16 protein-coding genes are annotated in these 22,367 nt (G+C 59.0%); 11 read left to right on the forward strand and 5 right to left on the reverse strand.

Features of this window, described 5'->3' with window-relative positions; translation table 11 throughout:
- The first annotated feature begins 109 nt into the window (after positions 1-109).
- Positions 110-1,366 (forward strand): NO-inducible flavohemoprotein, encoded by a 1,257-nt coding sequence (hmpA, locus tag KB449_RS33375; RefSeq protein WP_282912471.1) that lies wholly within the window; start codon positions 110-112, stop codon positions 1,364-1,366.
- 17 nt (positions 1,367-1,383) lie between these two features.
- Here hmpA and KB449_RS33380 read toward each other — a convergent pair whose 3' ends face one another.
- Positions 1,384-1,890, reverse strand: coding sequence for a Crp/Fnr family transcriptional regulator (locus KB449_RS33380; protein ID WP_282912472.1), 507 nt, complete (start codon positions 1,888-1,890; stop codon positions 1,384-1,386).
- 74 nt (positions 1,891-1,964) lie between these two features.
- Positions 1,965-2,429, reverse strand: coding sequence for an HPP family protein (locus KB449_RS33385; RefSeq protein ID WP_282912473.1), 465 nt, complete (start codon positions 2,427-2,429; stop codon positions 1,965-1,967).
- Positions 2,430-2,624: 195 nt separating this feature from the next.
- Here KB449_RS33385 and KB449_RS33390 point away from each other — a divergent pair, with 195 nt between their 5' ends.
- A complete protein-coding gene (locus KB449_RS33390) occupies positions 2,625-3,116 on the forward strand; it encodes a pyridoxamine 5'-phosphate oxidase family protein (protein WP_282912474.1) in 492 nt (163 codons plus the stop codon).
- A 141-nt stretch (positions 3,117-3,257) separates the two neighbouring features.
- Here the strand turns inward: KB449_RS33390 and KB449_RS33395 are convergent, their stop codons facing one another.
- Both KB449_RS33395 and KB449_RS33400 read right to left on the reverse strand, forming a co-directional pair.
- Positions 3,258-4,157: a sigma-70 family RNA polymerase sigma factor gene (locus tag KB449_RS33395; protein WP_282912475.1), complete on the reverse strand. Its 900-nt coding sequence runs from the start codon at positions 4,155-4,157 to the stop codon at positions 3,258-3,260.
- Positions 4,158-4,372: 215 nt separating this feature from the next.
- Positions 4,373-4,837, reverse strand: coding sequence for a carboxymuconolactone decarboxylase family protein (locus KB449_RS33400; RefSeq protein WP_282912476.1), 465 nt, complete (start codon positions 4,835-4,837; stop codon positions 4,373-4,375).
- 223 nt (positions 4,838-5,060) lie between these two features.
- Here KB449_RS33400 and KB449_RS33405 point away from each other — a divergent pair, with 223 nt between their 5' ends.
- Complete coding sequence (locus tag KB449_RS33405; RefSeq protein WP_282912477.1) at positions 5,061-6,242, forward strand: stalk domain-containing protein; 1,182 nt, start codon at positions 5,061-5,063, stop codon at positions 6,240-6,242.
- 79 nt (positions 6,243-6,321) lie between these two features.
- On the opposite strand, the gene KB449_RS33410 is transcribed toward KB449_RS33405, so the two are convergent.
- Positions 6,322-9,474 carry a CBM35 domain-containing protein gene (locus tag KB449_RS33410; RefSeq protein ID WP_282912478.1) on the reverse strand — a complete coding sequence of 1,051 codons (3,153 nt, stop codon included), beginning with the start codon at positions 9,472-9,474 and terminating at the stop codon, positions 6,322-6,324.
- 305 nt (positions 9,475-9,779) lie between these two features.
- On the opposite strand from KB449_RS33410, the gene KB449_RS33415 reads away from it, so the two are divergent.
- From KB449_RS33415 to KB449_RS33450, 8 genes are all read left to right on the forward strand, one after another.
- Positions 9,780-10,808, forward strand: a complete 1,029-nt coding sequence (locus KB449_RS33415) for an SDR family oxidoreductase (RefSeq protein WP_282912479.1) — start codon at positions 9,780-9,782, stop codon at positions 10,806-10,808.
- A 208-nt stretch (positions 10,809-11,016) separates the two neighbouring features.
- Positions 11,017-13,305 carry an invasin domain 3-containing protein gene (locus KB449_RS33420; protein WP_282912480.1) on the forward strand — a complete coding sequence of 763 codons (2,289 nt, stop codon included), beginning with the start codon at positions 11,017-11,019 and terminating at the stop codon, positions 13,303-13,305.
- Positions 13,306-13,336: 31 nt separating this feature from the next.
- Positions 13,337-15,043 (forward strand): collagen-like domain-containing protein, encoded by a 1,707-nt coding sequence (locus KB449_RS33425; RefSeq protein WP_282912481.1) that lies wholly within the window; start codon positions 13,337-13,339, stop codon positions 15,041-15,043.
- A 130-nt stretch (positions 15,044-15,173) separates the two neighbouring features.
- Positions 15,174-15,623, forward strand: coding sequence for an Rrf2 family transcriptional regulator (locus KB449_RS33430; RefSeq protein ID WP_282912482.1), 450 nt, complete (start codon positions 15,174-15,176; stop codon positions 15,621-15,623).
- Positions 15,624-15,735: 112 nt separating this feature from the next.
- Entirely contained in the window at positions 15,736-16,377 is a 642-nt protein-coding gene (locus KB449_RS33435; protein WP_282912483.1) for an NAD(P)-dependent oxidoreductase, read from the forward strand.
- A gap of 197 nt (positions 16,378-16,574) precedes the next feature.
- A complete protein-coding gene (locus tag KB449_RS33440; protein ID WP_282912484.1) occupies positions 16,575-18,383 on the forward strand; it encodes a sensor histidine kinase in 1,809 nt (602 codons plus the stop codon).
- Positions 18,380-19,522, forward strand: a complete 1,143-nt coding sequence (locus KB449_RS33445) for a response regulator (RefSeq protein WP_282912485.1) — start codon at positions 18,380-18,382, stop codon at positions 19,520-19,522. Before KB449_RS33440 ends, KB449_RS33445 begins: the two co-directional genes overlap by 4 nt.
- 189 nt (positions 19,523-19,711) lie before the next feature.
- Entirely contained in the window at positions 19,712-22,360 is a 2,649-nt protein-coding gene (locus KB449_RS33450) for a hemoblobin-interacting domain-containing protein (RefSeq protein ID WP_282912486.1), read from the forward strand.
- Positions 22,361-22,367: the final 7 nt, after the last annotated feature.

Raw genomic sequence — 22,367 nt, forward strand, 5'->3', positions numbered from 1 at the left:
CGTCTCTTCACACATCCTTGCGATTTAGTGTGATCGAGATCACACAGGCGCGACCCCCCGCTTTTATATACTTGGTTCATCCCAAGTAATGAAAGCGAGGAGAACTGACATGCTTAGTTCCCGCACGATAGAGATCATTAAATCCACGGCGCCCGTGCTCGAGGAGCACGGCACGACGATTACTAAGCACTTCTACAAAACCATGTTCGCGGCGCATCCGGAGCTGCTGAATCTGTTCAATCATGCGAACCAGAGCCAGGGCAGGCAGCAGACCGCGCTTGCCAACGTCGTATACGCCGCGGCGCTGCACATCGACAAGCTGGAATCGATCCTGCCGGTCGTGAAGCAGATCGCGCACAAGCACCGCAGCCTCGGCGTGAAGGCCGATCAGTATCCGATCGTCGGCAAGTATCTGCTGGGCGCGATTAAGGACGTACTCGGCGACGCGGCGACGGATGACATACTGGGTGCCTGGGCGGAGGCGTACGGCATCATCGCGAACGTCTTCATCCAAGTTGAGGAAGGCATGTACGAGCATGCGGAAAAGCAGGACGGCGGCTGGGCGGGCTTCAGAGCGTTTCGCGTCGCGCGCAAGGTGGCGGAGAGCGACGTCGTCACGTCGTTCTATCTAGTGCCGGCGGACGGCGGGGCGCTCGCGGCCTTCGAGCCGGGGCAGTATATCAGCGTGCGGCTCGACATTCCGGGCGAGGCCAATACGCATATTCGCCAGTACAGCCTGTCCGATGCGCCTGGCAAGCCGTATTACCGGATCTCGGTGAAAAGAGAAGATGCGCTTCCCGGCAAGCCGGCAGGCAAGGTGTCTTCGTACCTGCACGCGCAGGTTGAAGAAGGGGACGCGCTGCATCTGTCGGCGCCGGCAGGCGAGTTCGTGCTTGACCTGACGGACACCCGGCCGCTCGTGCTCATCAGCGGCGGCGTGGGGCTGACGCCGATGGTCAGCATGCTGAAGGCCGCGGCGGAAGCGCAGCCTGGACGCGAGATTACGTTCATTCATGCGGCGCGGAGCGGGGCCGCTCATGCGCTGCGGCAAGAAGCGGAGGAAGTCGCGGCGAACGGCCCGCACGTGTCCGCGCACTGGTGCTATAGCCGCCCGTCGGCATCGGACCGGGAGACGGGGGCTTTTCACAAGGAAGGATACGTCGATCTGTTCTGGTTGCAGCAAGTGGTCCCGACAACGGAGGCGAGTTTCTACTTCTGCGGGCCGACCGCGTTTATGAGGACGGTATATGCCGCGCTGCGGGCGTGGGGGATTGGGGAGGAGCGGATGCGTTTCGAGTTTTTCGGACCGTCCGGCAGCTTGCTGGGGGCGGAAGCGGAGACTAAGACAAATACCGTTGAAGCTTGAACCGGCTCCCGAGGAAACTACGGCAGCGGCTGCTGTTTGCGCAGCAGCCGATTGACCGTCTCGCGGCGGAGCCCGACGAACTGGCCGATCTCTTCTTGCGTCAGCACGTCGGCGAGCGGCGCCGGCCCGATATACGTCTCGAACCAGGCGGCGAGCTTTTTGAGCTTTTCCGCCGGAGACGTCTCGGTCAACTGGTCGAATCGCTGCTGCAGCAGACTTAGCCGGTCCTGCAGCAGGAGCGCCACGTTCCGGTATCGCGCGGGATCCTGTGCCAGTTCCTCATACCACTCCGCTGCCGGCAGCACGTCGATCTCGCTGGTGGACAGCGCGACCGCTGTGCCGAAGTACGGTTTGGGGCTGATGAGCGAGTGGTGGGGGATCGTTTCTCCGGGAACGATGATGTTGACCAGATACTGCGAGCCGTCCGGATGGAGGCGCACGATCTTGAGCAGGCCGCTTTTCAGACGATACAGCGGTCCCGACTCTCCTTGCCGAAACAAAATCTCGCCTTTATGCAAAATCAAGCTTGCCGCCTCCTCCGGGAGGATATAAAAAAAGCGAATGCGCCGCGGCAGAGGGCGATTCGCTTCTTTTAGTGTTAGCCGGACTCCGCCTGACTGGCGCGCCGTGTCTGCACGGGAATAATGCGCTCTACATGATGGGCGATCCACAGCGTGAGGACCAGCCCGATCAGGGAGACGCAAACGGACGCCGGAATGACCCAGATGTAATTCGTATGCACGAAAAACGGAATCAGCGACACGGCGAGAATCGGCGGCGCATTCCATTTAAACCGGTTGATCAAGTAAATGACGACGAGCAAGTCGATCAACAAGGACAGCGCGCTCTGGGAAACGTACGATAAAGTCGTACCGATCAAGACAGCAACGACTGCGCCAAAGGCCACCTTTCCCAGTTTGCCCGGAGAAAACGGATGCGCGATAAAAAGCAGGCTAAAAGCGCCTAGCGTCGGGAAAAATAAAGCGTGCATGGCGGGCATGCGCGACGAAAGCCAATAAATGCCGACGATATATAAGCAAATTGCGACAGCCTTAAAATTCAAAACGGTTCAACCTCTTCCTTTGTTCATGCCTGATCTACTTCTATGGACTTACCGAAGAATTATTTTACGCCTCATTCTTTCCGTGCGTCAATGCTTTGCTGCGGGAGGCAGCCCCGTTGGTTGAGTGGGCGTAGTTTAGGTTTAAATAATACGGAGAGCGTCGAAAGGCGTTATTCTAAACGATGAGGTGAGGACATGCCAAATATTCATACGGCCAGCCAGGAAGCGATCGATAAGGTAAGAGACCTGATCAAGGGAATCGATACCGCCATGCTCACGACGGTGACGCCCGAAGGTCTGGTGTCGCGCCCGCTCAAGACGCAAGAGGTGGAGTTCGACGGGGACCTGTGGTTTCTGACGTCCAAGGATACAGACAAATACGAGGAGCTGCTGGAGGATCCGCGCGTAAACGTCGCCTACGCGGGCAAATCGTACGTGTCGGTGCGCGGCGAAGCCGAGCTGGTGAGCGACCCGGCCAAGATCCGCGAGTTCTGGAACGTCGCCTACGAGAAGCTGCTCGACACGACGTACGACGATCCGAATCTGGTGCTGATCAAGGTCAGGGCGGAGACGGCCGAGTATTGGGAAACGGGCAGCAAAATGAAAATGGTCACGCACCTGTTCCAGCGGCTGACCGGTCACGACAGACCGGACTCGGATCTGAACAAGACCGTGGACTTGCACTGAGATAAATCTATGCCCCAAGGATGGAGCGGCGCCTGCTGCCCCATCCTTTTTGCTGCGTCGGCGCTCCGTCTCGATGGCGATGGGTCAAAGGACCGGCGCGCTCATGCAAGGCTGTTGCGGACGGAGGGAGAAGGGAAGTCGCTAGAAAGAGATGCGCGTCAGCTTCTCCGGATTGGACACCATGTAGATGGCGCGAATCCCGCCGAGGCCGTCGGGCTCAATGGCGAAGGCGATCGGCGTCAGTTGCTCCCGCTCCAGCAATAGCCCTGGCTGACCGCTGATGCGCACGCGCCGCCAGCGGCCGTCGAGGGAGCCCTTGCCGGCGATGCCCACGAAGAACGCGGCGATGCGCGCCGGGCCTTCGATCGGATTGATCGCCGCGCGCACGATACCGCCCCCGTCGCTCAGCAGCACCGCATCCTCGGCGAGCAGGTGGATCAAAGAATCCGGGCGTCCGGATGCGAGCGCCTCTTCGAACGAGCGGACGAAGCGGTCCATCGCGGGGTCCGGCGACGTCTCCTGCTCTTCTGCCGTCAGGTGGCCGATCTTGGCGGAGGCGCGGCTGAAAATTTTTCGGCAGGCGGCCTCGCTTTTGTCGAGCATAGACGCGATCTCGGCGTAGTCGTAGCCGAACGACTCCCGCAGCACGAACACGGCCCGCTCCGGCGGCGTGCACGTCTGCAGCAGGACGAGCATCGCGTAGCCAAGCCGTTCCTGCCGCAGCAGTTGCTCAAGCGGCTGCTCCTTGTCGTCCAGCTCGATGATGGGCTCGGGCAGCCAGGGTCCCGGGTAGCTCTCCCGGCGGCGAGGCGCGGCCTTCATCATATTGAGCGCGCGGTTCGTCGTCATTTTGACGAGATATGCCTTCGGATGCTCGATCTCTCCGCTGCCGCTCAGCCGGCTGACGGCGACGAACACGTCCTGCACGGCATCTTCGGCTTCGCTCATCGAACCGAGCATCCGGTAAGCGATCGAAGTCAACAGGGGCTTGTATTCGCGGTAGAGCCGATCGACGTCTTGCGTCGCGTCGCTGGTGTTCAAGGAGCCCGCCTCCGTTTCTGGGTTGCCTTTATTTTATCCAACTTTGGGCGACGCCAACAAGCCACCCGGCGGGTGGCTTGATTGAATACGGCGGCTATCTGCTGCGGATGGCCAATCGGACACAGAATCCGCTATTTACGCCAAGATCCGCGCGACCGGGAACACACCGCCTTAGCGGTCCATTCCGATCTCCGCTCCCTTCGCTGCACACAGCCTTACGCCTGCGTCGCCTGCTTGTCGAAGCAGCCGGGGAACATGCCCGTCGCGATCGCGATGCGATTCCAGCTGTTAATCGCGTTGACCGCCATAATGATCGCGATGTACTCGCTCTCGCTGAAGTGCCGGCGCGCTTCGTCGTAGATATCCTGCGGCACGCCTGCGTCGGAGATGCGCACGACGGCCTCCGCCACCGCGAGCGCGGCACGCTCCTTCGCGGTGAACTGCGGGGCTTCCCGCCATACGGCGATCAGGTTGATGCGGCGTTCGGATTCTCCCATTTTTCGAAGATCGGTCGTGTGCATGTCGACGCAGAAAGCGCAGCCGTTGATCTGCGAAGCCCGGATCTTGATCAATTCGTAGAGCACGGGATCGAGGCCCAGTTTTTTGACCGAGTCCTCCAGCTTCAACAACGTCTGGAAAGCGGCCTTGTTCGCCGTCATATAGTTCATTCGCAATTGCATGTCGATTCCTCCATTTTGCTCGTATTTGTCGTTCCTGCTATCTAAGACAACGATGCGGCCGGATTTGTGACAGCATGCGAATGCTTAAAAGTCCAGTATTGCCGTCGACTGATAGAATGGTATAATGTTCCTGCCCATAAAGTCCCATACCATCTAGTTACAGATAGAACTATATAAACGAATGGGAAGGGCGGCCATTCATTATCAAAGGGGAAGAGAACAAATGAAAGCAAGATTGTTAACCATGATGCTGGTTATCTGCCTCACGATGGGGGTTCTCCCTAATCTGGCGGGCGCAGCTACACCTGGCATCGCGGTGTTTGTGAACGGGACGAAGATCGTATACAAGCAGGCGCCAGTGACCAGGAACGGTACGACGATGGTGGCGGCGAAGGAAACGATTGAGGCGCTAGGGCTTGCCTTCAGTTGGGACTCGGGCAACAAGCGCATCATCGCAGCAAGGGACGACGTGGCGTTGTCCATCACGCTCGGGGAACCGGTCGGTTATATGAACGGCGTTGTCTCCGTTCTTGGCGCCCCGGCCGCCGAGATCAACGGCCGCGTCATGGTGCCGCTGCGCTTTTTGACCGACGGGCTCGGCGCTTCGATCGTCAACAAAAACGGAACCTACCTGATCCAAACGGCGAATCTCGATAAAAGCGCCTATTACAGCGGCCTGCCTTTGCAAATCACCGATACCACCGTTAAAAACCTGGGAACCGAGACGCTAAAGGTAAGTTACGTGGAGTATTTCGGCCAAAACGGAGAGGTGCGCACGCTGGAAAGCGAGATGTCCGTGGCGCCGGGTCAAAAGGGCGCGTTCGCACACGCCGCGACGCGGATGTTGGGCTCCGCTACGATCGACTATGCGGATAGCACTTACATCGGCAGAGCAGTCAAGCAGGTCGCCGCGGCTGGTCAAGTAACTCCGAGCCGGAGCTATCAAGCCGCTAACCGCATGTATACTTCCGATGCGTATGTCGATAAGCTGCTCGACTACTTGGAATTACAGCAAAGACAATATGACCGGCAGCTTGACGCCTATTTAAAGAAGGAGCTAGCGGCCAACAAAAACATTCCTTTGCGCATAGACGGCTCCAGCATTTCTTACGATGTACTGGGCTATCCTGAGGCGAACATCAAGGTATTGAACCTGACGAGCAAAACCATAATCGCCTTCGATTTGTCCTTCAGCTGCTACGATGTATACGGCAGTCCGATCGAAACCTATTACAGCTCGGGCAACCGATTCCAAGGCCAGGCTACGCCGATCACTTTGGAAAAGGGATATACCGGAACATATTCCTGGGATTTGGGCATCGTCTTCTCGAATACCGCCAAGCTCGTCAACATCCGCATCGACAAGGTGGCTTTTTCGGACGGTACGGTGTGGAAAAGAAAATAAGTAGGCTGCCTCGCGCATCCGCTAACTAAGAAACCCGTCGGGAGGCTGCTCCCCGACGGGTTTTTCGCGCTAACGCCGTTTACCAGTTGTTCCCCGAACCCGACGCCGTGAAGCTGGACGAAGTATTCAGGAATTTGCCCGAAGGCGCGCCGTTCACCGTGTTGTTCGTGAAGGTCGAGCTGCCCGTAGCCGTGCCCCTGACATAAACGCCGTACGTGCCGGCATTCGTGATGGTGTTGCCCGAGTAAGTTACGGAAATATTGGGCGCCGGCTCTTCGATGAAGATTCCGGAATAGGTGCTGTCCTGAATCGCGTTGCCCGATACGGTCACGGTCAGATTTTGCGCTCTGCCGTTATTGTTGAGCCAGTACGCCCAGATGCCGCCGATCTGATAGCCGTAGTCTTTGTGCAGAGAGCCCGTGCGCAGCAGCATATTGTTCTGGATCGTCAGCGTGCCCGTCATTGACGGCGGGTCGAAGTTCGTGCCGAAGGAAATGCCGGAGCCGTTCACGACGGTATCCGTCAGCAGATTGCCGATGACTTTGTTGCCCTGGCCGCCGTAGATCGCGATATTGTTCGCCAGCGTCGGGATCTGGACCGTGTTGTAGCTGAACGTATTGTTCGTATCCACGTACACGTCCGACCACATCGCGAGCCCGTCGTCGCCGCTGCCCCGAACCGAGTTGTTCGTGACCGTCGTATTGGATGTGCCCCGATGGAGATTCATGCCGTCCGCCCACACTTGCCGCACGCGGGAATTGGAGATCGTGGCGCCGTTCGTCTGATCGGTCAGCCAGAAGCCGACCTTGGCGTGCTCGATCCACAGATTGGTCAGCGTAGAATTGGTGCCGACGCCTTCGACGGCCGTCACGCCGTTATAGTCGTCGCGGATGACATCGTTCGCGCTAATCTTGAAGTCCGACAGCGTAACATTGCCTGCTCGCATAAAAATGCCCGCATAGTTGCCCGCAAGCGTCGAATACCAGATGCCTGCCCCTTTGATCGAGATGCCGCTGTCGAGATACAGCCGCGTGCCCGAGCCGTCGAAGCCGGCGCCGCGATTGCCGTTGTTGAGGTTAAAGGTACCCGCGGGTAGCCAGATGCCTTTGAGCGAGCCGCCCGAATTTTTGACCGCATTGATCGCGTTGTTGATGGCGGTGGTATCGTCCGCGCCGTCGTTCGCGATCGCGCCGTAAGTGGCGACGGACACGTAATTGGCCGGCATCGAGATCGCGGCCGGGATCGGCTCCGCCTCGACAAGGTCGACGGTGACATTCGCAACGGAGCTGAAGTTCAGGTTGGTCGCGTTGCGCTGCAGCTTGATGACCGTGCCTGCCGGATATTGCTGATCCAGCACGACGGCGACTTCGTCGTACATATGGTGCGGCGTGTTCGGCGAGGCGTTCGGATTGTTGGACCACCGGATCTGGCCGCCCTCCGTCCCCCAAGCGCCATAGATCCAGCTGTATTTGGACGTCAAAGGGACGTCTTTGATCAGTGTGCCTCCCGCGTACAGGCTAATGGCGGAGTCGACGCCGGTGCCGGCCGCGTTGTCCGGGATCGAATAGCGCAGCGTGAGCCCCTTGGCAGCCTTGGACAGCGTGAACTGCACGTACTGGCCGGCCGAGGTGAGCCGCACGGCCTGGCGTCCGGACGCCTCGGAAGCAATGTTGCCAAACGTCGTATTCGGACCGACGAGCGTACCTGTGTACGTCATGCCTTCCGCTTCGTACGTGTCGTAAGGCATCGTTGCGCCATACGTGCCGACGGGCGGCGTCGGTGTGGGCGTAGGCGTCGGGGTGGCAACCACGATCGCCAGGTCGAGCCGGTCGAGATTGACGTTGCCGGTGTCGGTCGTATCGTATTTGTACATAATCGTGTTGCTGCCGGCATTGAGGGTGACCGTGTCGGTCTTGACGGACCACGTATCCCAGTTGGACGTCGCAGGCAGCGCAGTTTGCGTCTGCTTCGTGCCATTGGAATACAGGCTGAGCGTCTGCGTGACGGTGGAGCCGTTGGCATAGCGCAGGTTCAAGGCGTAGTTGCCCGCCGCGGCGACGTTGACGTTGAATTGGAGCGCCGCGCTGCCTTTGTTGGCGTCGGTGAAGCCGCCGACGAAGCCGGAGCCGCTGTAGCCGGCATGGTCGGTCGCTACGACCGTGCCGCCCGTACGGACGCCCGACTCGGCTTCATAGGCGCCGCTTGGCGGCGTCGGAGTAGGCGTCGCAGTTGGCGTAGCGGTTGGCGTCGAGGTCGGCGTCGCAGTTGGCGTTGCCGTAGGCGTGGCCGTTGGTGTCGGTGTCGGCGTTGTGCCGCCCCCGTACACCTCGAATTCGGCGACCTGTCCGCCGGTAGAGCCGGTGTTCGCCGTGAAGCTCAGCCTGACGTACCTGGCGGATGCTGCGGTAAACGAGATGCTCACCGTGTTGTTCGAACCGGGGTTAAATGCATACGTCTGCGATGCTTTCAGTGTGCTGAAGCTCGCATTGTCCGTACTGCCGGACACGGACAGAGTCTGCGAGCGTGCGCCCCAAGAGGCCGGCAGCTTGAGGACGACGGTGCCGACGTTTTGCGCGCTGCCGAGGTCGACGGTCAGCGTGTTGGGATAGGCGCCTGACGCGCCTTCATAGTAGGTGGAGGCGTTGCCGTCCACGGCGTTGGAAGCAGGGAACCCGCCGTAGCTGTTGTTGGCGACGGCAGACTTGCCGAGCGCCAAGTTTGCGCCCAAGGAGACATCGACCGTCAAGCTGTCCAGATTGACGTTGCCGGTGTCTGTCGTGTCATACTTGTAGGCAATCGTGTTGGTTCCGGACGCCAGCGTCACGGTTTCCGTCGCGGTCGCCCACGTGTCCCAGTTTGCCGACGCGGGCAGCGACACTTGCTTCAACTTGCTGCCGTTCACGTACAGACTCAGCGTCTTTGCCGCGCCGGTGCCGTTGGCATAGCGAAGGGCGGCCGTATAGCTGCCCGATGTTGAAGCGCTTACAGAAAATTTCGTTGAAGCGCCGCCCTTGTTGGCATCCGTATAGCCGCCCACGAACCCGGTGCCGCTATAGCCTGTGTGGTCGGTCGCCGTGGCGACGCCGCCTGCCTTGGCGGCGGATTCGGCTTCGTACACAATAGGAGCGGCCGAGGCGACGCCCGGGCGTTGGAACTGCAAGGCCAGCGAGACGAGCAGCGCTATAGTAAGCGTGCAGGCCGCCATTTTTTTAAGCCGTGGCATGTTTAACATTTCATAACCTCCGTGTCGTTGAATATGGGAGTCGGTCGTGCCCGTTCTTGCTTGCCGTAACAGACGCCTCCTTCCTCAAAATGGGCGATTAGCCGCAGGGGCCGGCCGCACCGTGAACCCATTGTAGGAGCGCCGTTGTCTTGCCGGCTACCAAGCTGGTGACCTCGGACGTCAGGATTGTGACCAAGGGGGGCGATCCGCCTGATTTTTTGGGCGTTCGGAGACAGGACAGGCCTCCCCGGCGGCGAATATAGCAAGAGACGGGTCTTGTCATTCTCAATTCCACTTTGCGGAGGTGCTTTTTAATGAAAGCGTTATTTATCGGCGGAACGGGTACGATCAGCGCGGCGATCACGAGACAGCTGTCGGCGCAAGGCTGTGAGCTGTACTTGCTGAACAGAGGTACGCGCAACGGGGAGCTGCCCCCGAACGTCAAGACGATCGAGGCGGACATCAACGACGAAGCGCGCGTGGCGGAGCTGATCCGCGACTTGTCGTTCGACGTGGTGGCGGACTTCATCGCTTTCGTGCCTGCCCAACTGGAACGGGATTACCGACTGTTCGCGGGGAAAACCAAACAATTCATTTTCATCAGCTCCGCCTCCGCCTACCAGAAGCCGCTATCCGACTACCGGATTACGGAGAGCACGCCGCTCGCCAATCCGTATTGGGAATATTCGAGAAACAAGATCGCCTGCGAGGAATATCTGATGAAGCAGTATCGCGAGCAGCGCTTCCCGATCACGATCGTGCGGCCGAGCCACACATACGACGAGCGCTCGATACCGCTGGGCGTGCACGGCAGCAAGGGCTCGTGGCAGGTGGCCAAGCGGATGCTCGAAGGCAAGCCCGTCCTCATCCACGGCGACGGCACCTCCTTGTGGACAATGACGCACAACGAGGACTTTGCCAAGGGCTTCATCGGCCTCATGGGCAACCTGCATGCGATCGGAGAGTCGGTACAGATCACGTCGGACGAGTCGCTGACCTGGAATCAGATTTATGCGGCCATCGCCGACGCGCTTGACGTACCGCTATGCGCGGTGCATGCGCCTTCCGAATTTTTGGCGGCGTGCAGCCGGGAAGATTTTACGGGCGGGCTGACCGGGGACAAGGCCAACTCCGTCGTCTTCGACAATGCCAAGCTGAAGCGGCTGGTCCCCGGCTTCACGGCCGACATCCGCTTTGATCAGGGGATCCAGCGGACCGTGGCGCACATCCTCGCGCATCCGGAGCTGCAGCGGGAGGATCCGGAATTCGACGGGTGGTGCGACAAGGTCATTGAGGCGCTGGAGGAGGCGGCTTCGGCCGTTAAGAGGTCGTTGGCGGAGTAGAGGTCATGCTGGCAAATTTCCGATTATAGCGATACCGAAGCGCTTTCTGCCGGCTTAATAGCGGCGAGGAGGCGCTTTTCTAAATAAATAGCGTGAAACGCCTTTAAATAATGACTCGGATATTCGATATATTGTACATCCGATGCGAGCGTCTGCCGATGAGGCCCCGCTTGCAGAGCGAGAGTCATGAAGTAAAGGCGGGAAGTACATGTCGGACCGCAATATCAGACAAAAACGCAACGGGAGCGGCTTGACGGTCAAGCTGATGCTCGTCGCGGTCCTCTTCGCGAGCCTCGTGCCGTACGGGGTTCATTCGCGCGCCTTCGCGTCCGCGTACGACGGTACGATAGACGCCGATCGGGAGTCGCTCCCCGCGGACGGGGCAAGCCGCACGAGCGTGACGCTTCTGCTCGCGGACGATGCGGGCAATCCCGTGTCGCTCCCTGCGGAGCAGGTGCGCTTTACGACAACGCTGGGCTCCTTCGACGACAGCGTGACCGTCTCGGGCGACGGACGGTACGAATCTATGCTGACCGCGCCGACGATGGCGGGCGTTGCGCTCATCCGAGCGGAGGTTGGCGGCGTGGTTCTGTCGGATATGGCTCGGGTCAGCTTTGGCGCCGGCGCGCCGTCCGCGACAACCTCGACGATCGAGTCGGCCCATGCCTCGATTCCCGGAGACGGCGTCAGCCGGACGCTCATCACCCTCCGCCTGAAGGACCGGTACGGCAATGCGGTATCTGAGCCCGCCGATTCCATGCAATTGTTCGCCACGCTGGGCACGCTCGACAGCGTGACGCACGCGACTTACGGCCGCTACGAAGCGGAGCTGGTCTCGTCCGAGTACGGCCATATGGGCGATTGGTCGTCCGAGCCGGGACCGGTCGGCGATTTGGCGCCGAGCTTTACGGACGGCGCAATCCCTGCCGACCTACCAGAAGGGAGCGATCTGCCGGTCACCGTATCCCTCGTCTACAGGACGGACGGTGTCTATCTGGCGACGCTGACCTCGGAAGCATCCGTTGGCGTTTCGGAAATAACGGCTAGCCTGAATGGCGAACCCTTGGCGGCCAGCGTGCGCGTCGAGTTTACGGATCCGGAGACTACGCCGACACCGACACCAACGACATCGGCTACGCCGACACCGACACCAACAACATCGGCTACGCCGACACCGACACCAACAACATCGGCTACGCCGACACCGACGCCAGCGACATCGGCTACGCCGACACCGACGCCAACGACATCGGCTACGCCGACACCAACAACATCGGCTACGCCGACACCGACGCCAACTTCGGCTAACACGCCGCAACCGGCCACGCCCACCCCGACGCCGGCCGCGCTGTCCCTGCAGGACGAACAGGGCAACGTTTACCCGATTGCGATCGAGGCCGTGCAAAAGGGGCTCGTCGAGCTCCGGCTCCCCGAGAACGGAGGCACCGTCAGCATCCCGGCCGCCGACATAGGCACGCTCAGAAAGATTAATCCGCAGGCGGTGCTCGACGTGTCGGCAGGCGCAGCGACGATGCGGATTCCACTGTCGGAATTCGACGCCGCGTCATACGGCGACGCGTTCGGCATGTCGGAAGACTCCATCGTATTCGCCGTTAACGTCGGTCCGCCTGACGAGGCGTTAGACCAAGCGATCCGTCAGAAAGCGTCCAACATGCAGGCGCGAGTGCTGGGGTCGCCAACCGCATTTGAGGTTTCGGTCACCGGCGGAAACGGCAGGAGCGTGTTTCTCAGCGCGTTCAAACATTACTTGACTCGCTCGCTGCCTCTTGGTACGGAGGAAGTCCCGCGTACGGCGACGGGCGTCCGCTGGTTGGCGGATACGAACGAGTTCGCTTTTGTGCCGACGAACTTTTCGAAGCTGAACGACGGAACGTGGACCGCGAACATGATGCGGCCGGGCGCCAGTATATACACGGTCATCGACCGGCCTGCCGCATTTGCTGACATTGGGAATCACTGGGCTGCGGACGATATCGGCCTGCTTGCCTCCAAGCTGCTCGTTCAAGGCCGCAGCTCCGACGCGTTCGCGCCGAATGCGACGCTCACGCGCGCGGAGATCGCTGTCTTGCTGGTCAGGGCGCTAGGTCTGAATGAATCGACGGCTGCGAGTCCGTTCAAGGACGTTCGGGGCGGATGGTACGGCGCAGCCGTAAGCACGGCATACCAAGCGGGGCTGCTCACTGGCTATCAGGACGGCACGTTCCGGCCGCAGCGGAAAATTACGCGCGAGGAACTGGTCGTCATGCTGATGAGGGCCATGAGGTATCCGGGAGCAGATACGATAGAGCCGTCCACGCCTTATCAGCGGTACGGCGATGAGACGGCGATCTCCAGGTGGGCGGCCGAAGACATCAAGGAAGCGCAAGCTGCAGGAATCGTCCAGGCGGCGGATGCGTTCCGTCCGGAAAGCGATTCGTCTCGCGCGGAAGCGGTGGCGATGCTGGCCCGAATGTTGAGAGCTATTCATTTTATCTAAACGATAAAGCTGGCGGGGAGTGGACTTTGATATGAAGGTAAAGGGATTCAAAACTAAGATTGCGGCGATCATCGTCGTCGCGTTTGCAGGCTTCAACATTCAAGGGTCTTGGGCGGCGACGACGGTGCTGGATAAGATCAGCATCTGCGTCAGCAACGACGGCAAAATGAATCTGATCGACCCGGAGGGCAGTTGCAGGTCCGACCAACGGGCGTACCAGTTGAACCTGAAGGGCGATCGGGGGCTACAGGGACCGGCTGGAGCGGTAGGCCCGAAGGGCGATAAGGGCGCCGACGGCGCGGTCGGACCGCAAGGGCCGGAGGGTCCTCAAGGACTTGTCGGCCCGGCCGGTCCTACGGGTGAGACCGGACCGGAAGGGCCGGCGGGCGCAGACGGCAACGACGGTGAGACCGGACCGCAAGGGCCGGCGGGCGCAGACGGCAACGACGGTGCGGTCGGACCGCAAGGGCCGGCGGGCGCAAACGGCAACGATGGCGCTATCGGTCCGCAAGGTCCGCAAGGTCCGCAAGGGCCTGCGGGCGCAAACGGCATCGATGGCGCTATCGGTCCGCAAGGGCCGGCGGGCGCAAACGGCAACGATGGCGCTATCGGTCCGCAGGGGCCGGCGGGCGCAGATGGCATCGATGGCGCTATCGGTCCGCAAGGGCCGCTTGGCCCCGCAGGTCTGCAAGGGGAAAAAGGCGCCGACGGCGCAATCGGCCCGCAAGGACCTGCCGGTCCGGCAGGCCCGACGGGATCGCAAGGCCCGACAGGCGCGACCGGTCCCCAAGGCCCGATTGGCGCCACTGGCCCGACGGGTCCGCAAGGGCCGCAAGGTGCCAGCGGCGCGGTCGGCATTTATGGAGACGGAAGCGGCGGCGTGCTGAGTGTCGCCCCCGGTACCATCTTGGATTTGTCCTCGGGGACGACAAACATAACTAACCTTCAATTTACGTCGATTGTCGTCAACGGGACGTTAATCGTACCAAGCGGCATTACGCTTAGAGCGACAGGCGATATTACGGTATCGGCCACTGGGACGATCAATGTCCTGCCGGGCGCACAGGACAACGGGGACGGCGACCCGAATCCGGGCGTTTCTCTGGCGCCTGCCGGGCCTGGCGCTGCCGGCATCGGTCTCGCCAAGCTGCAGGCCGCCCAATTGACGAGCCCTCCGGCAGCGGCCGGCGGTGCGGGCAGTCGGGACGCGAATGGCAGCGGAGGCAGCGGCGGGGGCTCCATCGTTCTGGCCGCAGGCGGGAACGTCAGCATCGCCAGCGGCGGGATGATCAATGCCAACGGACTGGACGGAACGAATCCGAATACGGCCGGCGCAGGCATCGTAGGCGCGGGCGGAGGCGGAGGCGGCATCGTGGTGATCGGCGCGAAAGGCAGCATTTTGTTGTCGGGCACGATCCGGGCTAACGGCGGCAGCGGCGGCAGCGGCTTCGACGGCAATGGCGGCACTTCCGAAGGCGGCGGAGGCGGTGGCGGTGGCGGCATTATCCACTTGCTGGGCGCAACGGTCAACGTGACAGGCAACATAAGCGTAAATGGCGGACCGGCGGGCAACTACGCGGGCTCGTCGAGCAATTACAACACGGGCGGCGGCGGCGGCGCCAGCGGCGGAAACGGCGGCAAGGGCAGCACGACGGCGAGCCCTGTTGCAGGCGCGGGCTCTCCCGGATACGCGATCACGACGATCACGTCGACACCGGAGAATCTGTTAATCAAGTAAGCAAATAAGCAAGTGGGAAAGGGGAGCCGAAGACGAATCGGTTTCCCTTTTTTGCGGAAACCTAAGATACCGTGCCTTGACATCCGGCACAAGTTGTAACTATAATTATTACAACGAAAGGGTGTTGCTTATGCAAATCAGCAGCAGATTTTCCATCGGCGTGCATATCTTGTCCCTGCTGGCGATTCGGCCGCAGGACCACCATACGTCGGAGTGGCTGGCCGGCAGCGTCGGGACGAATCCGGTCGTCATCCGCAGGGTGCTCGGTCATCTGAAGAAGGCCGGACTCGTTAACGTCAAGGCAGGCAGCGGCGGCGCCACGCCGGCGAAGGAACTGGACGAGATCACGCTGCTTGACGTTTATCGCGCGGTTGACGTGGTGGAGGCGGACCATTTGTTCCATATGCACGAGCAGCCGAATCCGGCTTGTCCGGTAGGCGCCAACATCGAGCAGGTGCTGCGCCTGATGATGGTCAAGGCGCAGGCGGCGATGGAGGGCGTACTGGCGGCCGTGACGATGAGAGAGCTCGTCGACGTGCTGGCCCGGGAGATAGAAGAAAAGCGTGCCGCGAACGGCTAAGCGCTTTTCTCTGCCTGGGTTGTATCTGGTGTGGTTACAACTATAGCCCGCCTCCGACGCATAAGCATCACCCATTTGCAAAAAAGCGATCTCTTTAGAGGAGGACATGAACATGAACATCGGAATCATCGGAGCAAGCGGAAAAGCGGGCGACGCGATCGCCAAGGAAGCGGCGGCGCGTGGCCATACGGTGACGGCCATCGTCCGCAGCGCGGCCAAGATAGCCGGCAAAGGCTGGCCGGTGCTGGAGAAGGACATCTTCGATCTGCAAGCAAGCGACCTGCAAGCGTTCGACGCGGTCGTGAATGCGTTCGGCGCGCCGCTCGACCAGGCGCATCTGCATGCGGAAGCGGGACGGGCGCTGATCGCGGCGCTGCAGGGTGCGCCGGATACCCGCCTCATCGTCGTGGGCGGCGCGGGCAGCCTTTTTGTCGACGAGGCCAAGACGCTTCGCGTCGTCGATACGCCCGATTTTCCCGAGATGTTCAAGGCGACCGCATCTAACCAGGCGCAAAACCTGCAGGACCTGCAAGCCGCGACCGGCCTCCGCTGGACGTTCGTCAGCCCGTCCGCGTTTTTCGATCCGGCAGGCAAGCGCACCGGCGCTTACCGTAAGGGAGGGGACCAGCTGCTGGTCAACGCGAAGGGCGACAGCTACGTGAGCTACGCGGACTATGCGATCGCGGTCGTAGACGAGATCGAACGGCCCGCGCATGAGGGCGAGCGCTTCACTGTCGTGGGCGAAGCGGAATAACGCAATCCGAATGACGGCGTCGTATTTCCATATAGGGAATACGGCGCCGTCTATTTTCGTCGAAATTTGTCATTTCTCCATCATTAAAGGGGTGTATACTGGAGAAACGGAGCGTGCGGCCTGCTGATTCGGACGACGACTCCCGCATCTGCGAACGAATATTCAGCCCACCAGCTGCACGAGGAGCCTCCTCATTTATGAACTTCAATTTATACTTGTCCGCCTTGCTCATTGCGTCTGCCTGCTGCTCCGCGGTGGTCGTCTACCTGTGCTGGAAAAGAAGGGAACTGCCGATCGCGGTCAGCTACGGCCTGTGCATCTTGAGCACGGCTTTCTATACGTTCGGCTACGCATCCGAGCTCGTGAGCGCGTCGCTCGAGACCATCCGCTTCTGGCTGCGAATTGAATATATCGGCATTCCGTTCGGCACCGTATTTTGGTTTATCATGGTCCTTCAATATACGGGCAGGCAGGCTTACATACGCAAATGGACCGTTGCCGTCGCGATGGTCATCCCCTTCATGACTTTTATCGCCCACAATACGAACGAATGGCATCATCTTTTTTACAAAAGCCTCACGCTCGATTACTCCGAGGGCTTCCCGCTGGCCCGGATCGTCAGGGGGCCGCTGTACTACGTCCACGTCGTGTACGCTTACGTTCTGATCCTCGTCGGGGTCGTTCTTCTCGTTCGAATGTATTTCAAGTCAGCGCCTTCCATGAAAAAGCATGTCGTTCTTATGCTCATCGGATCGCTTGCGCCTTACGCCTCCACCCTTGTCTATCTTAGCGAGGTTCTGCCCACGCCCTTCGATATCTCTCCCTTCGGCTTCGTCCTCTCGAACATCTTTTTCTTGTTCGGCATTTACCAGTTCAACCTGCTTCGGCTAGCGCCGATGGCGCTGCAGAAGGTATTCGAATCCATGCAGGACGCCGTCGTGCTGCTGGATCTGGAGCACAACATTACCGGCTTCAATCAAGCTGCGGGGCGCACGATCCAGGGCTTGGGCCGCAAAAATGGCATCGGACAGCCTGCTGCGACCGTTTTCGCAGCCAATCCCGAACTTCTCCGCAGGATCGACCTCGCGTCTGCCTCCGAGGACAAGGAACTGTTGATGGACGAAGCGGCGGACCGTTATTACAGCGTACAAGTGTCGCTCATTGCCGACTTTCGATCCAGACCTGCGGGGAAGATGCTGCTGCTGCGAGACGTAACGGATGCCGTACGCTCGGAGGAGCGTCTGCGCGAGAATGCCAGGCAGCTGCGCGAGCTGAACGCGTTCAAGGATCAAATGTTCAACGTGGTGGCGCATGATATCCGGGATCCGATGGCGGTGCTCCTGAATCTGACCGAGCTGCTGGAGGAAGAGGCATCTGTCTGCGGGGAGGATCACGAAGAGATCGTACAAGAGATGAGCCGGCAGGTGCACAGCACGTTCGCGCTCGTCGAGAGCTTGCTTGAGTGGTTCCGCAGTCAACGGGGCGGCATGGTGTTCGTGCCGATCGTGCAGAGCCTGTCCCATTCCGTGCAGCGGAATGTCCGGCTTCTGCAAGGCCGCAGCGACGGCAAGGGCATTCGGATTACATCTGACATCGAGCCGGCCGCTTGCGTATTCGCGGACAAGGAGATGCTCGACCTCGTACTGCGCAACCTGCTGTCCAACGCGATCAAGTTCACCGAGCTTGGCGGCGACATCCGGGTGCGTGCATGGCAAACCGGCGGTTTCTACACCGTCAGCGTCAGCGACTCGGGCATAGGCATTCCCGAAGACAGACTGTATACGCTGCTGCGGGAAGACAATGTCGTGTCTACGGGAGGGACGGCGGGCGAGCGGGGCGTCGGGCTGGGACTTGCGCTATGCAAGGAGTTCGTGCGGCTGAACGGAGGCGAGTTCTGGTTCGACAGCACGCCCGAGCAGGGCAGCACCTTTTACTTCACCGTGCCGGCCGCGCAGGAGAATGCCGCGCCTGACCGCGATCCGATGGCAGAGAGGGAGATCGGATGAAAGTCATGATCGTGGACGACGAGAAAGCGATGCATCTGATTATGAAGCGCATGCTGGCCAAAATCGACGGCGTCGAAATCGTCGGCAGCTTCGCGGATACCGCATCGGCGGAAGCTTTCTTAAAAAACGCTGCGGCCGACCTGATTTTTATCGACATCAACATGCCTAAGGAGAGCGGAATGGCCTTCGCCCAGCGGCTCCGGGAGAGCGGCAGGGAGATTAAGCTCGTCTTTGTGACGTCTCACACCGAGTTCGCACTGGCTGCGTTCGATGTTTATGCCTTTGACTTTATGGTCAAGCCTGTCGTTCAGGAGCGGCTGCAGCATACGGTTCGAAGGGCGCTGGCGGAAGAGACGGCTGGCAAGGGGAGCGAGGGGCGTCCGGAACTACCTGGCCCTCGGGTACAGATCAACTGCCTCGGCCGCATGGAAATTCGCGGCGCGCAGCGCGAGCTGGTCAAGTGGAAATCCAGCAAGAGCGCGGAGCTGTGCGCCTATCTGGTGCTGTATCGCGGGAGCCTCGTCTCCCGAGCCCGGTTGATCGAGGACATCTTCGTCGGCATGCCCCGCAAAAATGCGGAGGTCTACCTCAACACGACGGCTTATCAGCTCCGCAAGCTGCTTGAGGCGATCGGCATGAAGGGGAGCTTGCATTCGGATGCCAATCACTATGCATTGAACCTGACGCTGGCGGAGGTCGATATTCACCGCTTCGAAGAAGGCTGCCGGGAGATGGCCGTCATCGATGCGCTTAACCTGGACCGGGCGATAGAGCTTGAACGGACATACATTGGACAACTGTTCGGGGACCTCGCTTACCCGTGGGCGTGGAGCGAGGTTGAGCGCATCTCCCAGCTGTACGCATCATTTGCCCGGCGACTTGGCCAGGCGCTGCTTGAACGGGGGGATACGCAGGTCGCTATCCGTCTGCTTGCGAAGCTTATGGCATACAACGAACTGGACGAAGACACGGTCATGCTCTATATGAAGGCGCTGGCCTCTCAGCACAATCGCGATGCGATGGTCCGGCTGTTCATGAAGTACTCGGACATGCTTGAGGAAGAGCTGGGCGTCCGGCCATCGGCGGAGGTGACCAAGCTGTATGGACAGCTGCTGACGCAGCTGGAAGCCGCCGAATAAGAAGAGGCCGCAAAGGAAAGATGTTGACGAGAAGACTCGATCCGCAAGGATTCGAGTCTATTTCGCATGCCGGCACGCCGATCGGATGGATTCTCGTCGAAGTTTGTCATTTTGCCGTCATTGGCTTTCTTTATACTAAAATCTGGGCTAAAAGAATCACTAAAAACATATAGGAGTGACAAAAGAAGAATGAAAAAAGTTTCAGTTTTCATGATGCTGGCGATGATGGTCTTCGCGGCATTCTCGTATGCGCCTGCGGCGAGCGCGACCACGACCGTTGACAATATGCCGGCATGGACCAAGTGCGCGGATGAACAAGGGGTATGCGACTTCACTGGGACCAAAGAAGTGAGGTACGGGACGGACGGCAATTATTTCTCGGATACGGCAACGGACGGCATCGAATGCTCGAACGAGGAGTGGGGCGATCCTGCGCCGTTACAGAGCAAACATTGCGATGCGCGCGACCTGCTGCCTGAGGGAACGCCCAACGTGACGGGCACGCTCGACGACGACTTCAAGACGTTCACGATTCGCTTCGACAGGAGCATAGCGCCGTCGGGTACGCCGGAGCAACTGAAGAGCGCCATCACGATTAAACAAGTGGGCACCCCGGAATTTGCGGCACTTGGCGAAGCGGATTCCGTAGCATATAATGTCCAGGATCCTGATGCGATCGTGCTGAAATTGGATCAGCGGCTGGTCGGCGATCACCATGCGGTTCGCATCGCAGCGGGTGCGGTCGTCCTGGAAGGCGAGACCGTGCCTTATGCCGCGCCGATCGAGCTGAGCGGCATCGTAGGGGCGGACATCGTGCCGCCGGCGTTCGTCGGGGCGGAGAGCTTAAACGATGGTGAGGGCGTGAAGCTGCACTTCGACGAAGCCATCACCCCTGTGTTCCCCGATACGATGGAGGACGAAGGAGAGGCTATCGCTTATCTTCAAAGCCAAATTCAAGTTGCGCAGGACGGCGAGCATTTTTCGCCTCTCGTCAACGATCTTATTAATTTTAGCGGAGACAGCAGTTCCATTCAAATTAGTTATCAGAACGATCTGAAGATCGTATCCGGCCCGAAAACGAAAATTAAACTTGCCGTCGGCTTGTTTAAAGATGCAGCGGGTAATACGACGCCAGAGTTGATTCTGGACGTGAGCCCGCCTGCCATTAAGAGCGCCGCTTTGAGCAGCGACAATCACGATGTCACGGTTACGTTCGACCGGAATATTTACACCACGCCCTTTTATAACGCATCGATGCAATTGAAGTCGAGAATTTGGCTGAAAGAAGGATCCGGTCATCGCAGGGATTTGGGCGCCAATGACACGGTAGAGGTTGTTGGAGACAAGCTTAATATCCATTTCGCGACTGCTCTGAACGGCGAGAGCAGCCAAATTGTCATTAGCGGAGGTACGCTCCAGGACGCGAACGGGAATTACTATTCGGATGAATTGGCTTCTCCGTACCTTCAGGCGAATCCGGAGGGAGACATATCCGATACGGCGGGTCCGGAGTACATCGATTACCAACTTTCAAGCGATCTGAAAGAATTGACCTTAAAGTTCAATGAGGAAGTGGCGATGTCCACACAAGATCTTGCCGCGTTCAAGCAAAACTTTAGCTGGTACAATTCACAAGTCGGGTATGTAAACGGGCTTCCATCGAGCGCGACGGTAACGGTTTCCGGACGAACGGTTAATATTCATTTTAATACGCTAATCGACGAAAATGTTTTCTATGTGGGTTTCGATCTAAGCAAAATCGCCGACTTGGCAGGCAATTATTCAGATAATGGTATAAGGTGGACCAATTGGATTGATGTGAATAATGATGCGACATTCCGTATGAGAAATGCAAACATCGGTATTAATGGCCGTTTTATCAGCTTATATTTCGAAGCCGGCCCATTAGAGGATCTCACCGTGGATGAAAACGGATCGCATCTAAAGGAAAAGATCAAAATCTCGACGGATAATGGCGTTACGTTTAATCCATTGTCCACAGAAGACAAGGTCATCTTGAGCGGTTCCAGTATCGGCATTCTCCTGCATAATCGAATCGTGGCAGGAACCATGCAAGTCGAGATTGATTCAGGCATCCTTACGGATTCGCATCACTACCTAGTGAACGTCGAGGGAAGGCAGACGATCACCTACAATATGCCTCAAATGAGCGGCTATTTGTTCAGCAATGCGGATACGGTGCTGAAGTTCGAGAACAGTCCCGAGTGGAAAAGCCATATTCAAAGCGTTAAGATATGGGACTACGCAAACAGAACTTACAGAGAGCTGTCGAAATCCGAATATGACCTTACAGACAGTGAGATCAAGATTCACAAGGGCATCTTCCTGAAAGACCGGAGCTATGAAATCACCGTGGAGTCGGAAGGGTACAGCACGCAATACTATGACGGCTATGCCTACAAGTCGTCCGATATCTTCTATATGACGGCTCCGTCGATCACGAAGACGAGCGGCATTACTGCTAAAGTGTTTATTTACAATCTGGTTTACGGCAACGGCAACAAAAACAACGCTAGTTTGTTGAGCTCCTCCGAGTCAGGCGGCAATACAGGTACGCAAGCCGTCGTGTTCGAGCTGTTCGACGGCAATACGCCGGTCAGCATCGCGGCAGCCGAGCTGGCGATCGGCACGGGCACTTATTCGGCGAACTTCAATGTGACGGATGCAGCTACAAAGAATTACACGGTCAAAGCATTCGTCGTCAGCAGCTTCGACAGCGATACGTTGAATCTCGGACTGAACCTCGGCACGGTCAAGACGCAAGCGGAGATCGACGAGGCGATGATCATGTCGCAAAATAATAATAATCAAGATTGATAAGGGA

It is taken from the genome of Cohnella hashimotonis (genome assembly GCF_030014955.1).
Taxonomy (GTDB): Bacteria; Bacillota; Bacilli; order Paenibacillales; family Paenibacillaceae; genus Cohnella; species Cohnella hashimotonis.

Excerpts from the sequence above, each read along its gene's own strand:
- KB449_RS33420 (WP_282912480.1), top strand. The coding sequence starts at position 11,017 with ATGTCGGACCGCAATATCAGACAAAAACGCAACGGGAGCGGCTTGACG.
- KB449_RS33440 (WP_282912484.1), top strand. The coding sequence starts at position 16,575 with ATGAACTTCAATTTATACTTGTCCGCCTTGCTCATTGCGTCTGCCTGC.
- KB449_RS33410 (WP_282912478.1), bottom strand. The coding sequence starts at position 9,474 with ATGTTAAACATGCCACGGCTTAAAAAAATGGCGGCCTGCACGCTTACT.
- KB449_RS33425 (WP_282912481.1), top strand. The coding sequence starts at position 13,337 with ATGAAGGTAAAGGGATTCAAAACTAAGATTGCGGCGATCATCGTCGTC.
- KB449_RS33435 (WP_282912483.1), top strand. The coding sequence starts at position 15,736 with ATGAACATCGGAATCATCGGAGCAAGCGGAAAAGCGGGCGACGCGATC.
- KB449_RS33445 (WP_282912485.1), top strand. The coding sequence starts at position 18,380 with ATGAAAGTCATGATCGTGGACGACGAGAAAGCGATGCATCTGATTATG.
- KB449_RS33430 (WP_282912482.1), top strand. The coding sequence starts at position 15,174 with ATGCAAATCAGCAGCAGATTTTCCATCGGCGTGCATATCTTGTCCCTG.
- KB449_RS33415 (WP_282912479.1), top strand. The coding sequence starts at position 9,780 with ATGAAAGCGTTATTTATCGGCGGAACGGGTACGATCAGCGCGGCGATC.
- KB449_RS33400 (WP_282912476.1), bottom strand. The coding sequence starts at position 4,837 with ATGCAATTGCGAATGAACTATATGACGGCGAACAAGGCCGCTTTCCAG.
- KB449_RS33390 (WP_282912474.1), top strand. The coding sequence starts at position 2,625 with ATGCCAAATATTCATACGGCCAGCCAGGAAGCGATCGATAAGGTAAGA.
- KB449_RS33450 (WP_282912486.1), top strand. The coding sequence starts at position 19,712 with ATGAAAAAAGTTTCAGTTTTCATGATGCTGGCGATGATGGTCTTCGCG.
- KB449_RS33405 (WP_282912477.1), top strand. The coding sequence starts at position 5,061 with ATGAAAGCAAGATTGTTAACCATGATGCTGGTTATCTGCCTCACGATG.
- hmpA (WP_282912471.1), top strand. The coding sequence starts at position 110 with ATGCTTAGTTCCCGCACGATAGAGATCATTAAATCCACGGCGCCCGTG.